This window comes from Spirosoma terrae (assembly GCF_010435915.1).
Classification (GTDB): Bacteria; Bacteroidota; Bacteroidia; order Cytophagales; family Spirosomataceae; genus Spirosoma; species Spirosoma terrae.
This window is the reverse complement of sequence record NZ_JAAFZH010000001.1, coordinates 1,133,025-1,148,444: the sequence shown is the minus strand read 5'-3', so window position 1 is coordinate 1,148,444 and position 15,420 is coordinate 1,133,025. Positions and strand designations below refer to the sequence as shown.

8 protein-coding genes are annotated in these 15,420 nt (G+C 47.9%); 6 read left to right on the top strand and 2 right to left on the bottom strand.

Translation table 11 applies throughout. The features are described 5' to 3' along the window. The first annotated feature begins 89 nt into the window (after window positions 1-89). From GK108_RS04995 to GK108_RS04970, 6 genes are all read left to right on the top strand, one after another. Window positions 90-4,727, top strand: a complete 4,638-nt coding sequence (locus GK108_RS04995) for a translocation/assembly module TamB domain-containing protein (protein WP_163943658.1) — start codon at window positions 90-92, stop codon at window positions 4,725-4,727. A gap of 174 nt (window positions 4,728-4,901) precedes the next feature. Next, complete coding sequence (locus GK108_RS04990) at window positions 4,902-5,252, top strand: DUF6686 family protein (RefSeq protein ID WP_163943655.1); 351 nt, start codon at window positions 4,902-4,904, stop codon at window positions 5,250-5,252. Between the two features lie 105 nt (window positions 5,253-5,357). Continuing rightward, window positions 5,358-5,873, top strand: a complete 516-nt coding sequence (locus GK108_RS04985) for a Fur family transcriptional regulator (protein WP_163943652.1) — start codon at window positions 5,358-5,360, stop codon at window positions 5,871-5,873. A gap of 164 nt (window positions 5,874-6,037) precedes the next feature. Further along, entirely contained in the window at window positions 6,038-7,042 is a 1,005-nt protein-coding gene (locus GK108_RS04980; RefSeq protein WP_163943649.1) for a glycoside hydrolase family 43 protein, read from the top strand. 97 nt (window positions 7,043-7,139) lie between these two features. Beyond that, window positions 7,140-8,333 (top strand): aldose epimerase family protein, encoded by a 1,194-nt coding sequence (locus tag GK108_RS04975; protein WP_163943646.1) that lies wholly within the window; start codon window positions 7,140-7,142, stop codon window positions 8,331-8,333. 71 nt (window positions 8,334-8,404) lie between these two features. Then, complete coding sequence (locus tag GK108_RS04970; protein ID WP_163943643.1) at window positions 8,405-9,541, top strand: cellulase family glycosylhydrolase; 1,137 nt, start codon at window positions 8,405-8,407, stop codon at window positions 9,539-9,541. 100 nt (window positions 9,542-9,641) lie between these two features. Here the strand turns inward: GK108_RS04970 and GK108_RS04965 are convergent, their stop codons facing one another. Both GK108_RS04965 and GK108_RS04960 read right to left on the bottom strand, forming a co-directional pair. Next, window positions 9,642-12,599, bottom strand: a complete 2,958-nt coding sequence (locus GK108_RS04965; RefSeq protein WP_163943640.1) for a glycosyltransferase family 117 protein — start codon at window positions 12,597-12,599, stop codon at window positions 9,642-9,644. Between the two features lie 120 nt (window positions 12,600-12,719). Next, window positions 12,720-15,152, bottom strand: a complete 2,433-nt coding sequence (locus GK108_RS04960) for a TonB-dependent receptor domain-containing protein (protein ID WP_163943637.1) — start codon at window positions 15,150-15,152, stop codon at window positions 12,720-12,722. Between the last annotated feature and the right edge of the window lie 268 nt (window positions 15,153-15,420).

Here is a 15,420-nt window from a genome sequence, read left to right as displayed (position 1 = left end):
GAAGTTGCTACTAAACCGTTCCCTTTGTTAGTTGTCTGACCAATAAGCTTTTTAATCGTTCGGTTGTATATTAGGCTTTTCTGGCCCGAATGCGTCAATTCTTCGCCATATTTCTAAAAACACTGCTCTACCTGCTGCTAACGGTAATCGGATTGCTGGTAGGTATCGTGCTAGGTCTGCAGGTTCCGGCCGTGCAGACGCGGGTGGTGGGCGAACTAGCGACAAGGCTTTCCGACAAACTTCAGTTTCCGGTTGATATACAGGGTGTTTCTATTAAATGGTTCGATTCGATAACGCTTACGGGTGTCCGCATTCGTGATCGGGAAGGCCGACCCATGATCCAGATTGGTCGCCTTGACGCCGACTACGATCTCCAGAACCTGATTGACTCCTCGGCCCACAATATCCATCTGGACGAGGTTGTGCTATACCGGCCAGATGTCCGGATGATCAAAAACCCGAAAACCGGCGACACCAACCTCGATGAGTTTATTGCACGGATCGAAGAGTTGACCTCCGACCCGACCAAACCAAGTATTCCTAATCAGAACGTACCCTTCACGATCAGCCATATCCATCTGGTTGAGGGAGTTTATACCCTGGAAGATCCGCGTGAACCGTTCATGCGTGATCCAAAAAGCTTTGACTATAATCATTTTACGCTTAAAAACTTAACCGCCGAAGTCAGCAACTTCCTGGTTCTTGGCGATACCATTGCCCTGGATATTAAAGGCTTATCTGGTTTTGATCGCGATTCCCGAATCAAAATCCGACAGTTAGATACTCGCTTTTTATACTGCAATACAAAGATGGAGCTGGCGAAGCTCCATGCGCACATCGGCAATTCGATCATTCGTAACAGTCTTACTTTTTTCTACGATAAACCATCCGCTTTTAGCGATTTCAACAGCCGTGTGCTGATGCAGGCGCATTTCCACGACAGCGAGGTACAATCAAAGGATTTAGGTTTTTTCTCCGACTACCTGCGGGAGCTTAACGAAACCTGGTACCTAACGGGCAACTTTACCGGAACCGTCAATGAGTTCAGGCTCAGCCATACCGATCTGCGCTTCGGCCCAAATGGACGTAGCAAACTAACGGGCGATATTGCCTGGAAGGGTTTGCCGGATATGGACCATACAAGCGTTGATTTCAACTTCACCCCTTCGGAAGTCAACATGGCCGATATTCGGCAATATTATCCTGACTCAGCCTTTAATCACACGATTCAGAAACTAGGGAACGCTACGTTCGATGCGACCTTCGTCGGAACCTTCGATAACTTTAAGACCAAAGGCAATTTTCGAACAGCCGTTGGGAATGTCTTTGGTGATCTGGCTTTAAAACTGGCCGACAAGGCTTCGCCCACAAAATACACGGCTAATCTTCGCGCGGAAAACCTGGAGCTGGGTCAACTACTGGACGATACGAAGCAGTTTGGCAAGCTGAACGGCGAAGGTACTATTACGGGAACCGGAACAGACCTCGAACAAGCCAATATAGCCTTTGATGGCCATTTTGACCTGTTTAATTGGCAGGGATACAATTACCGAAATACAGTGGCTCGGGGCAATCTGCAGCATGGTATTTTTAACGGGCAGGCTAGCCTCGACGATCCTAATTTAAATTTTGCGCTGGAAGGTGAATTCGATTTTAGGAACCCACGCAGCCGATACGATATTCAGGGTAGAGTTCGTCACGCCGATTTGCGGGAACTGGGCTTTTTAGACGATTCGCTAGTAGTCAAAACGGATCTGGACATCAAACTGGAAGGTCGCAAGCTAGATGAGATTATCGGTAATGCTTACTTTCACGATGGCGAGTTAAGCCTGAACAAACGTAAACTTCGCATCGATACGTTAACCATTTCATCCTCTATCGAACAGCGGGATTCGATTGGTTTGCAGCGCTATTTCGACCTCGATTCCGATTTTCTCATTACCCGGCTTCAGGGCGATTTTCAGCCTCAAAAAACGTTTGACGATCTTCGTCAGTTAGTAGAAGAATATAAGATGCACTTTGCTGGCGATGCGGCTGGCATGAAAACCTATTATGAAACCAAGGAGCGGCAGTCGGCCCGTCGATCCAATAACGCAACAAAGCGGTATGGCATCGATTATCAGTTCGTCGCTAAAAATATAGCGCCCTTGCTGGCGTTTCTGAGTCCAGCCATTTATATAGCACCAGCCTCGAATCTTGAAGGGCGGTTCACGAAAGATAATACAGCTTTTCTGACGGCCAATGTTAAAACCGATTCAGTTAGCTTCAAAACGATTGGCTTTGGGCCCAGCGAGCTGGACTTGACTACATCGAAATTCACATACGGCCAGGACGTTCTGGCATCGGTTATTATCTCCTCGCAGCGACAGACATTCAGTACGTTATTACCTACCCAAAATTTACAGGCAGAAGCGTCCTGGGATGTTGATCATATTCGTTTCACCAGTAGCGTAGAACAGTCAGGCAGTACCAATCGCGCCAATCTGAATGGCCAGATGTGGTTTAAGGGTGATGCGGTTGACTTAACATTCAATCCGTCAAAAATAAGAGTGCTGGATGGCGACTGGACACTAAATACCGAAAGCTTAATCCGCAAGATAGGCGATGAATACACGATCAGGAATCTGGTTGTTAGTAATCGGGATCAGGTAATACAGGCTTCCGGCAAGCTGTCTGCCGATTCGGTACAACGCCTTAATGTAGGAGCGCATAATTTTCTCCTTCACTCGCTGAATTCGGTGTTAGGCACTACGCTGGGAGGAACGCTTAATGGGACCGTAACACTACGTGACATTTACGCGACACCTATCATCGAAAGTGAATTTCTGGTCGATACGTTATCCTACGAAAAAGCACTCGTTGGTGATCTGCGCGGCCGTGCTAAATGGGATCAGGCAACGCAACGTCTAAACGTAGATGCCAATCTGAATCGTAAAGGAACCGACGTACTGACTCTTACGGGTAACTATATTCCTCAGCAAAAAGCCAGTCCGCTGGCCTTAAAAGCAACGCTGAATAGCACCGATTTACACATTCTGGAAGCGTTTACGACAGACCTATTCTCCAATTTAGGTGGAACGGCTTCGGGTAGTGTAGCTATCTCTGGCACCCCCTCAGCGCCGGTGTTGAACGGCGACGTAACGGTAAAAGGTGGCCGGGGCCGTTTCGATTATCTGAAAGCCGACTTTACATTCGACGACAAAATTTATTTTGGCGAAAATGAAATCGTAACCCGTAAACTGACACTACGTGACCCAGACGGAAACAGTGCCGACATTCGAGGGGGTGTTTATCACGATGGGTTTCGATACTTTACGTTAGGCTTCGACGCCGATCTGAAAAACTTTAAAATCCTCAATACGGCGGCCAAAGACAATGATATGTTTTACGGCCAGGCCGTGGTAACCGGAAAAGCGGAACTATATGGGCCTCTGAATAATTTAACGATTCGCGCCAATGTAGCCAGTAACAAAGGGACCCGTATTTATATTCCGATGGATGGGGCCACTACGTTATCGTCGGATGATCAGATTCGATTCGTAAACCGGGCAAGCTATCCGAATAGCCAATCAGCGGTTACCAGTAACCCGACAAGCTCTACGTCTGCCATCGACTTATCGCGCATTCAAATGGATTTCAATTTCGATATTACGCCCGATGCGTACTGCGAAATTCAATTTGATCGGCAAACGGGCGATATTATCAAAGCCTACGGTCAGGGTCGGCTGGGTATGAAGGTCGATACGAAAGGTGATTTCACCATGACTGGCAACTACGAAATTCGTCGCGGAGAATACACGTTTACGTTTCAAAATATCATAAACAAACGTTTTCAGATTCAGCCAAACAGCCGCATAACCTGGACAGGCGACCCTTATGGAGCCCTACTGGACGTAACGGCGGCCTATAGACAGTACACCTCTCTATCGCCCTTACTACCAGCCTCCAGCACCAGCGCCGATCAGTCGCGTCGTTATCCAGTCGACCTCGTCATTAAACTGAATGGCGATCTGGGCTCTCCGGCTATTAGTTACGATCTGGACGTAAAAGAATATCCGGCTTCGTCGGATTTCAGACAGGCCGTTACGGCTTTTAAATCACGCATTCAAAGCAACGATCAGGAGTTAACGCGCCAGGTAAGCAGCGTTTTAATATTTAACCAGTTACTCCCAGAAGGAACTAATTTATTCGACCAAAATCAGGTTAACTCAGGCGTAGCCAATAGCGTGAGTGAGCTAATTTCCAACCAGATCAGTCGGTTAGCCTCGAATCTTAATGAAAAACTTGACGTTGGCGTCTCCATTGGCGGTTTTACCAGCAATACGACCCAGAACGAAAACCTGCTGAACAATCTGCAGCTTCGGTTTTCATATCGCCTATTAAATGATAGACTACGTATCAGCCGGGACGGTGGCTTTACGTACGGTCAGAGTCAATATAATGCGGCTAGTCTCTTGGGCGAGTGGACGTTGGAATACTTTATTACACCCGATGGCAAGTTCCGGGCCAAGGTATATAACCGTAATCAGCAAAGTATTTTTGGGCAATACGGCCTGAGCAGTACCATCACAACGGGTGGTGGCTTAAGTTTTCTTTATACCCGCTCATTTAACCGGCTTTTCGGCAGCAAACGAAATACGCCTGGCGTTACGCCTGAAAAACCCGCCGACGATCCTACTCCTGTGCCTTACCCCACCGCTGGCAGTATTGGCAAATCAGCTCTATAAAGGGTTGCGCTCCGAGGCAGAATAAGTACCTCTTTATGAATACCTAGCGAATGTCAGAGCGAAATTTCAGCAAAAATCCTTGCGATACTGAGTCTCTGTTTTTATGTTTGTTTAAAATTAGTCTAAATAATAGATTCATTTTTACTTAGACAGCCTTTTTAGCCAAACGCAGGCATGGAACATGAACATCATCTGAGATCACTGACCCAACAGGACAACGGATATATTGGCTTTTGTGCCGGATGTGGCAGCTACAATGTGGCTTATAAAAACATGCTGTTTGTGCTGGCCGAACCAGAATATACATACTTCCGCCAGGCATTAACAGACCATCTGGGTATGCGTCCTTTCTATACGACGCACGGCAAAGAGTGGCTGTTAAAAACGCCCATGCAGAACTATTACCTCATGCTCACGGATGATGAAATCAGTGAAATGGGGCAGATGATGGACGATGCCAGCCTGTTGATGCAGGTAGATGACATACTACGCTCATCAACGGAAAGTAATCGGCGTGGAAACTGATATAGCCAAGCCAAATAAAGAGCACACGTTTTGACAACTCATAGTTTAGGTTAGGAGAAAAGGGATCGATCGTTGATTGATTCCTTTCTAAAAATTAACTAATGCATGAAGGATCAACAATCGTTATTAGCAACCGCTCGGGCAAAATTAGAGGATGCTTTAGTAGCAAAAAGTTTGCGCCGGTCGGGCGAACGGTTTGCCATACTGGAAGAAGTCTATTCGCGCGATGATCATTTCGATGCCGACGATTTATTCCAGGCCATGCAGCAAAAAGCCTACCCGGTTAGTCGCGCTACGGTCTATAATACACTGGAAGTTCTGGTTGATTGCGGCCTGGTTATCAGGCATCATTTCGGCGAGGAAGATAATAGCAAAAGCCGTTACGAAAAATCGCTCGGCCGCCAGCAGCATGCCCACCTGGTTTGTACGGTTTGCCACCATGTGAAAGAGTTTTGCGACCCCCGATTGCACCTTATCAAAACCAACGTTGGCAATGCGCTTCAATTTAACGTAGCGTCTCATTCGCTGGTATTCTACGGCCACTGTACCGACGATGGCTGTGAAACAAGGCCGGATCGCGATACGTCGGCAAGTATCCCCACTCAGGACCTCAGTCAGTAGGCTCCTATTTTTAGCCGCTTAGGGGTAAAAAAGCAGAATTTGGGCTTTTGCTTGTAAAAGCTTGTTCTGACTATATGCGTCCCCTTCAATCTTCTATCTGGCGCTTTTACCAATCCCCCCCTTGTTCTGTCAACACATCGACGTTTTGGCTACTGCTACTGTTAATGACTTTTGGCCTAACTGCCACCGCCCAGCGGACATTCACGAATCCGATTAAGCCATCCGGCCCTGATCCCTGGGTTTTTCAGAAAGACGGTTGGTATTATTATATGAATACAACGGGCAGAAACCTGACGCTATGGCGAACCCGTAATGTGGCCGATCTGGCTACCGCTGAAAGCAAGGTTATTTACACACCGCCAGCCGGTCAGCCCTATTCAAAAGAGTTATGGGCCCCCGAAATACATTCCTTCAACGGAAAATGGTACATCTACTTTGCCGCCGATTCGCTCAATAATCTGTCGCATCGGATGTGGGTCATTGAAAACTCTTCCACCGATCCTATGCAGGGCGAATGGATTATGAAAGGCAAAATTGGTGATAAAGACGACCACTGGGCCATCGACATGTCGGTCATTGAGTATCAGGGCAAGCTGTATGCAGCCTGGTCGGGTTGGGAAGGCCCCAGGAATGGACGTCAGGATATTTATCTGGCAAAACTTAAAAACCCCTGGACAATTGATGGCGATCGGGTGAAAATCTCACAGCCCGACCTGCCCTGGGAAATGCACGGCGACGTACCGCAGGAATGGCAAAAAAATGGCGAGGTCCCTAAAATCTATGTCAACGAAGGGCCCGAATTTCTCCAGCATAACAACAAATTATTCATTGTTTATTCGGCTAATGCCTGCTGGCTGGATTACTGTCTGGGCCTGCTTACCTACACCGGTAAGGGTGATTTGCTGAATCCTAAAAACTGGATCAAGAGCCAACAGCCCGTTTTTGTGCAATCGCCCGAAAACAATGTCTGGGCACCGGGGCACGGTGGTTTTTTCCGGTCAGCAGACGGCAAGCAGGATTGGATGATTTACCACGCCAACCCATCCGCTACCGACGGTTGTGGTAATAAACGCGCTCCCCACATCCAACCGTTTACATGGAACGCCGATGGGTCGCCGAATTTCGGTAAACCAATCGCCAAAAAGCCAACCCCCGTTCCATCAGAATAATAGAATCGATTCGGTAAAGAATTTGACTCTATTTATACCGCTTTCGTTATAGTTTTGATTTTATCCATGTTACCCCTTTATTAATTCCCTTACACCCATGCAGAAACTAACTCTCCCTGCACTTATAGTGGCCATGCTCACGCTCAATGGCTGCGGAACTGCTAATAAAAACGAACAAAAAGCAACTGATTCAATCGCCGTAGCTACCGGCGACACAACCGCTATGATGACAGCAAAATTACCCGATCCGGCTTCATTTGCCGGAGAGGTCGATGGCAAAAAGGCAAGTCTGTATATCCTCAAAAGTAAAGATATTCAGGTTGCTATTTCCAATTATGGCGCCCGGATTGTGGGCTTATTAGTCCCCGACAAAAATGGCCAGATGACCGACGTAGCGCCCGGCTTTTCGACCGTAGCGGACTACCAGAAACCGGGTGGTGCGTTTTTTGGTCCAGTGGTGGGCCGTTTCGGAAATCGGATTGCGAAAGGCAAATTTACGCTGGACGGGAAAACGTATTCGCTCGACCTGAACAACAACGGCAATACGTTACACGGAGGTCCTACGGGCTTCCATAACCACGTATGGGACGCTAAACAACTCGATGACAAAACGGTGAAAATGACGTACGTATCGAAAGATGGCGAAGGCGGTTTCCCCGGCACCGTAACGACCGACGTTACGTATTCCCTGACCGACGACAACGGGCTAAAAATCGTGTATTCAGCCAAAACGGACAAGGCGACTCCCTACAATCCTACCAGCCACGGGTTCTTTAACCTGAACGGCGAAGGTAGTGGTACGATCAACAACCATGTAGTGATGATCAATGCCGATAAGTTTTCGGCGGTTGATAAAGGACTCATTCCGCAGGGCGAGCCAGTTTCGGTAGAAGGGACTCCCTTCGATTTCCGTAAGCCAACCACTATTGCAGCTCGGGTTGACGAAAAGAATGAACAGCTGGGTTTTGCGGGTGGTTACGACCACAACTGGGTTCTCAATAAACCCAAAGCCGGTGAGTTAGCTAAAGCAGCCGAAGTTACTGGCGATAAATCAGGCATTAAAATGGAAGTTCTGACAACCGAACCAGCCATGCAATTCTACGGTGGCAACTTCTTTGAAGGAAAAGAGGTCGGAAAATACGGTAAGCCAATTAACCACCGCGATGCGTTTGCGATGGAAACACAGCATTACCCTGACTCGCCCAACCATTCAACGTATCCTAATACCATCCTGAAACCTGGTCAGACCTACACGCAGGAAACAATCTACCGATTCTCAACGGTGAAATAATAATACGTTCCTAAGCTCCTGCCCATGTTCAGGAGCTTTGACTATCGATCATTCTAACGCTTACCTTGTCAATGAAGAACCGCTTTTTATTGCTGGCTGCTTTACTACTAGCCACTCTCTCATACAGTCAGGATGCTCCCGGTCGCTGGTCGGCCCAGAAGGCGAATGCCTGGTATGCCAAACAACCGTTTCTGGTTGGTGCGAATTATGCACCCGCCAATGCCATAAACGAACTGGAAATGTTCCAGGCCGATAGTTTCGACCCGAAAACGATTGATAAAGAGCTGGCTATGGCCGAAAGCATCGGCATGAACACCATGCGCGTTTTCCTGCACGACCTGCTCTGGAACGACTCAGCTGGTTTTACAAAACGTCTTGATCAGTTCCTGACCCTTTGCGCTAAACATAAAATCCGGCCCATGCTGGTACTGTTCGATTCCTGCTGGGACCCAAACCCCAAACTAGGCAAACAGCACGATCCGGTGCCAGGTATCCACAATTCAGGTTGGCTGCAAAGCCCCGGCGCGGACGCTCTGACGGATAAATCACAGTACCCACGCCTAAAAGCGTACGTAAAAGGGGTTGTAGGCGCCTTTAAGAACGACAAACGTATTCTGGCCTGGGATGTCTGGAACGAACCCGACAACACAAACGACAACAGCTACGGCAAGAATAACAAGAAGTTGGAACCTGCCAATAAAGTAGCGCTGGTAACGGCGCTTTTGCCACAGGTTTTCCAGTGGGCGCGGGAAGCTGGCCCATCGCAACCGTTAACGTGTGGCGTATGGATTTATAAATCACCGGAGAAATGGAAAGATCCAGCAAAATGGTCTGCGATGGAAAAGATTCAGTTCGAAAACTCCGACATCATTACGTTTCACCAGTACTCAACACCGAAAGCACTGGAAGACGTAATTCCTGCACTGAAATCATTTGGTCGACCGGTCATTTGTACGGAATACATGGCTCGCGGGGCCGATAGTAAATTCCAGACCCATTTACCAATCGCCAAAAAATACAAGGTAGGCATGATTAACTGGGGCTTTGTGGCCGGAAAAACGCAAACTTTCCTGCCCTGGGATAGCTGGCAAAAACCATACGTAAACGGACGTAAGCCAACCATCTGGTTCCACGAAGTATTTAAGCAGGACGGTTCTCCGGTCGATCCAGCCGAGATCGCTGCCATCAAACAGGCAACGGGTAAATAAACGGTGCGTTCTTGCCGTTTTTTATAACCCTGCCCACAACGTAACGCCCCGAAAGTTTGTCAGCTTTCGGGGCGTTACGTTTCTCATGAACGATACTCTTTTAGCCAAAAATGGCCAGATGCTTTTGAAAGATAGCCTCATACTTTGCAGCTTCTGCCGTTTGTTTAGCCGCTTTGCAAGCCTCAATAATTGTCTGTAAAACATACAGATCACCGTTCGGGTGCCGGAGCGATCCCGGATTCTGTCGGGCATAACTTAGATTCTGATCGGCCCGCGTAACCATTGTGTCGGCAATAGTAAGCGCTTTTTTCGGGTCATTGACAGCGAACAGAACCCGTACGTAATTCGATGAAAGCTGATCGTAAGGAATGCTTTTATCGGGCATAACCTTCAGCGAATAATCGAGTACCTGACGCGCCTTCTCCGTTTTTCCCTCCCGAAGCAACTGATCGGCCAGACGGAAAAAAGCGATTCGGGCCGAAATAACGGGAGCGCCTTTATACGTATCGTCGTAATAAACGTCCGGATTGTCGAACTCGCGCCAGGCCGTTTTATGCATCATGTTCTCGAACATAATATCCGAGTTCACGTAACCATCCTCAGCGCCGGGGACAGCTACCGGCATAAGCCGATAGGCATAGCCTTCCAACTGCATATAGTTTTTCAGATTCTGATAATGATCGGTTGCCAGCGTGCTCGAAAAATAGATAGGCCGTTTCCAGTCGTTATTGGCAATAATATCAAGCATAATCAGATCCGGCTTGAAAAGATCTTTCTTACCAATGCTCCACTGGATAGTATCTTTCATCAACGGACGTAACGTAGCGGGCACAAACTTGGCCTGGTCGACCGACCGTTTATCGACGGGCAGAAACAGAACCGACGATGGCAAAATATTCGTCATGTCGCCCGTAGTAAGCGGTACCTGAATAGCCGGATTACTCTGTTTAACCAGGCTGATATATTGCTTCAGGTCGATGCCATTTTTTACACTCGGTACCTCGTAAAACGGAATAATATCATTTTTCCCCTTGTTAAACTGATCGTACGTCAACGACATCGGTACAGGCTCCGATTCGTATGTTTTCCGCTTCATCTGTTGAATATACCACTCCGTACCGAGCAGACTTAGATTACAGACCCGGATATCGCGCCGAAACCCTTCAACCTCCTGAACGTACCATAACGGGAACGTATCGTTATCGCCCTCGGTAAACAGAATTCCGTTTGGCGCGCAGGAATTGAGCATATTTTTCGCAAAATCGACCGAGTGAAACCGATGATCCCGATTATGATTGTCCCAACTTTTCATACACATCATAATCGGCACGAAAATGCATAGGCCAAGTACCAGTTCGTTACGTGGAATTGCCAATCTAAACCGAAGAACGCTACGTAGTGCTTCGGCCAATGCCATCACACCCAGCCCCAGCCAGATTGCGAAGAAGTAGAACGAACCAACGTAGATGTAATCGCGTTCGCGCGGTTCCGATGGAGGAGAATTCAGAAAGATCTGCAGCCCGATTCCCGTCAGCAGAAACATCAATCCAATCACGATCAGGTCTTGCCTACGTCGGGAAAACTGGAAAACTGCACCCAGCAATCCAAGTAAAAACGGTAACATGTAAAAATTGTCGCGGGCTTTGTTGGCCTTCAGCAAATCGGGCACCTGATCGTTCGACGACCAGGGTAATAAATAACTGGCTCCCTCTTCATCACTCTCCCGACCGGCAAAATTCCACATCAGGTATCGCCACCACATGTGGCCTAACTGATACGTAAACAGGAACTTAAGATTATCGCCCATAGTCGGCTTTTGTCCTTCGGCCAGGCCAAGTATCTGCCTATAGAGCTGTGGATGATTCAGGTGCGTGCTATACACACGGGGGAACAGCATCTGATCGCCCGGCGCATAGGTGTATTCCGGATAATAGTCGTAGATAACGTACTGATTGCCCTGGCGTTTCCACATAGGCGCTCCTTTTTTCTGATCGATTGGGCGCGACGTAAAGACAGGGCCATAGAGCAATGAACGACTTTCGTATTGTTCGCGGGCCTGATAAGCCCGGAAGCGGATTATATCGCTTGGGTCATTTTCGTTGAGCGGGGGATTAAAGTTGGCCCGAACCAGCACTTGTAAGTAAGATGTGTAGCCAATCAGCAAAAAAGCCCCGGCCAGCAAGGCCGTATTTAGTGCCACTCGCTGCCGCTGAACAGACCAGATTAGTCCATAGCTGATCGCACCAATAGCCAGCAATGCCGACAAAAACACGCCCGAATTGAACGGTAAGCCCAATGAGTTCACCAACTGCCGCTCCATCCAGAAAACCAGCGTCGGAATACCAGCGATAGACGCATTAATTACGCCCAGAATAACCAGGCCCACTGCCAGTGCAGCCACTCCGCGCCAGAACGTAGGTTTCTCCGATTTTCTGACGTAGTATATCAGTGCCAGCGGGGGCAGAATAACCAGGTTCAGCAAATGAACACCAATAGACAGCCCGGTCAGATACGCGATAAAAATCAGCCATCGATTAGAAGCGGCTCCATCCTCTATTCGCTCCCACCGGAAAGCGGCCCACACCACAATAGCCGTAAAAAACGACGACATCCCGTAAACTTCTGCCTCCACAGCCGAAAACCAGAACGTATCGGAAAACGTGTAGGCCAGCGCCCCAACAAGACCAGTCCCAACAATCAATAGGCTTTCCGACTGGCTGTATTCGCTCTCGGCCTTACTGACCAATTTCTGAGCGAGCATAGTAATCGTCCAGAACAAAAACAGTATGGTAAAGGCACTGGCCAGCACCGACCCCATATTGATCCAGTAAGCAACCTGTGTTAAATCGCCCAGCGATAGCATGGAAAAAATCCGCCCGATCAGCAAAAATAGCGGAGCGCCGGGCGGATGCGGAATCTGAAGTTTGAAGGATGCGGCAATAAACTCACCGCAATCCCAGAAGCTGGCCGTTCGTTCAACAGTTGTTACGTACGTAATGAGGGCGATGGCAAATACAAGCCACCCCGTCAGTGTGTTTAATCGGCGAAATGTAGGCATAGAAACGTAGCGTTAGCAGCGCTTGTTTGTGTAAGACGCTGCCAAATCTACGCTGTCACGTTTCTAAGCTTCTGTTAAAAACTGTTAACAAACCCCTGATTTACAGATTTTTAACAATAACTATCGACCACTACCGTCGTCATTGCTGATTTTCTTCCCTTTTTTGCCACCGCCCGCATTCATCTGGCCAAACCGCCATTCGAACGTTAGCCGTACCGATCGGCGAACGAAGTAGAATTGACTTTCCGATTCGAACGTCGGAGCCGACTGACTATTTCGCTGCACGATAGTTCCAATAAACGGATTGTTGATTCCCAGGGTTAAGCTTGCCTGCTTGTTCATCATCTCGCGCTTCATCGAAATGCTGTGCCAGTAAAAACCAGTGTTGGTTCCCTGTAAGCTAATCCAGCCTGAGTTATAATTTCCGTTGGCCTGAACTGTGTAGTTTTGAGGAAGCTTATAGCTGGTATTCATATTGACGCTCCAGACCACACCGTTGTTACTCTGGCCCAGTGCGGGGCTAGCTAAGTCGACGTAGCGGATATCCCCTCCCCCGTTTATAGTCCAGTTTTTAATCGGCTGACTGTTGATATTTACGTTCAAACCGTAGGCTTTGCGCTGTGCAATATTTTGCGGCTTGCCAGTGGATACGCCCGACGCATCGACCGTTGAGATGTAATCGATAGCGTTGTTGGTCTGCCGCCAGTAGATAGCCGAGTTGATCGACGTTCCTTTTTTCGTATTGACGCTATACGATAGTTCCGTAGCATGGCTTAACTCAGGATTCAGGTACGGATTACCCGTCTGAATGTTTTGCGGATCACTCTGATTCATCCAGGGGTTCAACAACCAGATCATTGGCCGTTGAATTCGCTGATTATAACTGATTTTCAGCGTATGCGTTTTAATCGCTTTCGACAACGTAACGCTCGGAATCAGGTTCGAATACTGGCTTACCAGTTTCGTTTTCGTCGTCACAAAATCACCGTTAATATCGGTATGCTCAAAACGGGCACCAACCGTCAGATTCCATTTTGTTTTGGTATCCAGACGTAGCGACGTATATCCTGAATATACTTTCTGAATATAATTAAAATCATTCGACTGGGTCGAGTCCAGCACAAACGGACTAGAACCATTTAGTGACTCTGTTACCCGATATTCACTACCGATATCGCGTATGATACCCTTCAGGCCAACTTCAAGTTTAATATTGGTTGTGTCCTTACGACCTTTAATCGTGAAAGGGTGCGTATAATCGGTCTGGAAGGTATACTCTTTATTGCTACTGTAATTGGTGCTATGCTGCCGATACGTTAATACCTCCGATGCAGCGTAACGATCTGTGTCGTAGAAGTAATTATCGGGCATTCGGCTGAACTGCGACAGGAACGAAAACTCCTGGCCGGGCTTCCGAAATGTTTTTGTATATCCCAGATCCAACTGGCCGTTTCCGTAGGGATTGCTAAAACGTATATCGTTACGAAAAGCCTGAAGCTCTTCGCCAACTGGGTTGGTTAACCGGTTCATGACACTGTTATTATTCGGATAATATCCCCCCCAGACGTTAGCGGACAAATTGATATGGTTCGTTGAGTCTGGATCATAATCGAAGCTCATTTCACCATAACCACCTGTACCTGTATTATCGGCCTTACTGGTTTGAGTTAGAATAGAGAGCGGCTGCCCGGCCCCATCCAGCGAGGTCCGACGGGTTTGGCTTTCCCGCAGATTTCGGAACTGATAGCCATTCGCCGAAAGCGAAAAGCCTATTTTTTTCTTCTTCAGGTTCAGGTTCGTACCAATGCTCCGATTCATATTACCAGCCGTTACGTTGGCAGAACCATTGAAACCCTGAAGCGCTTTTTTAGTGATAATATTAATGACACCGGCCGATCCCTCTGCATCATATTTGGCACCAGGGCTGGTGATCACTTCAATGGATTTGATGACGTTGGCGGGCATTTGACGTAGCGCATCGGCCAGATTACGGGCCATCATGGCCGATGGCTTCCCATTGATCAGGACTTTGATATTACCATTGCCACGCATCTGCACGTTACCATCCAGATCGACGCTCAACGTAGGCACCTTACGTAACACATCGGCCGCTGTTCCGCCCGCGTTTGAAATATCTTTCTCAGCATTGTAAACCAATCGATCGCCTTTGTCTTCAACCAGTGCTTTCTGACCGGCAACCGTTACTTCACCGAGCGTTTTTCCTTCGGGAGCGATAGAAATAGTACCGAGTTGGATCGACGGGCGCTCAGAAGAAATGGTTACCGGTACCGTTTTTGTCCGATACCCAACAAACGATAGAGCAAGGGTATAAGCGCCCTGCGGAATGGTTGAAAGTACGAATGTGCCAGCTTCATCAGTGGTTGTACCCGTAATAAGCTTTTGCCCATTCATTAAAGCTACCGTAGCGAACGGAACAGATTTGGCGGTAGTAGAATCAGCTAATGAGCCGGTTATCTTACCGTTATGTGTTGCTTGTGCCAGGGCACTATTCACCCATACACCCAGCATGAGCAGGGTTAGAATATGTTTCATGAAATGTTGTCAGGGACTTGTTGGGATGGAGTAATTCCGTTAAAGAGGTGATATTGGCTAACTAACGTTCAGAATGATCCGGACTCATCCTTACCCGATTCGTTGAGACAAAGAGTGGAGGAAAGCGTTGCGCGTTGCATCCTACACCAAAATAGTTTTTCAATTCAACGAAAGAGACGATTTCGAAGGCAAAGCATTACACAGCTCATCAACTTTTTCTTCAATACGATCCTACACGTACTAGCGTTACGCATCCAACTCCCTAACG

What these genes read in the sequence shown, in the direction of transcription:
- GK108_RS04995 (WP_163943658.1), top strand. Translation starts at nt 90, where the DNA reads ATGCGTCAATTCTTCGCCATATTTCTAAAAACACTGCTCTACCTGCTG.
- GK108_RS04990 (WP_163943655.1), top strand. Translation starts at nt 4,902, where the DNA reads ATGGAACATGAACATCATCTGAGATCACTGACCCAACAGGACAACGGA.
- GK108_RS04985 (WP_163943652.1), top strand. Translation starts at nt 5,358, where the DNA reads ATGAAGGATCAACAATCGTTATTAGCAACCGCTCGGGCAAAATTAGAG.
- GK108_RS04980 (WP_163943649.1), top strand. Translation starts at nt 6,038, where the DNA reads ATGACTTTTGGCCTAACTGCCACCGCCCAGCGGACATTCACGAATCCG.
- GK108_RS04975 (WP_163943646.1), top strand. Translation starts at nt 7,140, where the DNA reads ATGCAGAAACTAACTCTCCCTGCACTTATAGTGGCCATGCTCACGCTC.
- GK108_RS04970 (WP_163943643.1), top strand. Translation starts at nt 8,405, where the DNA reads ATGAAGAACCGCTTTTTATTGCTGGCTGCTTTACTACTAGCCACTCTC.
- GK108_RS04965 (WP_163943640.1), bottom strand. Translation starts at nt 12,599, where the DNA reads ATGCCTACATTTCGCCGATTAAACACACTGACGGGGTGGCTTGTATTT.
- GK108_RS04960 (WP_163943637.1), bottom strand. Translation starts at nt 15,152, where the DNA reads ATGAAACATATTCTAACCCTGCTCATGCTGGGTGTATGGGTGAATAGT.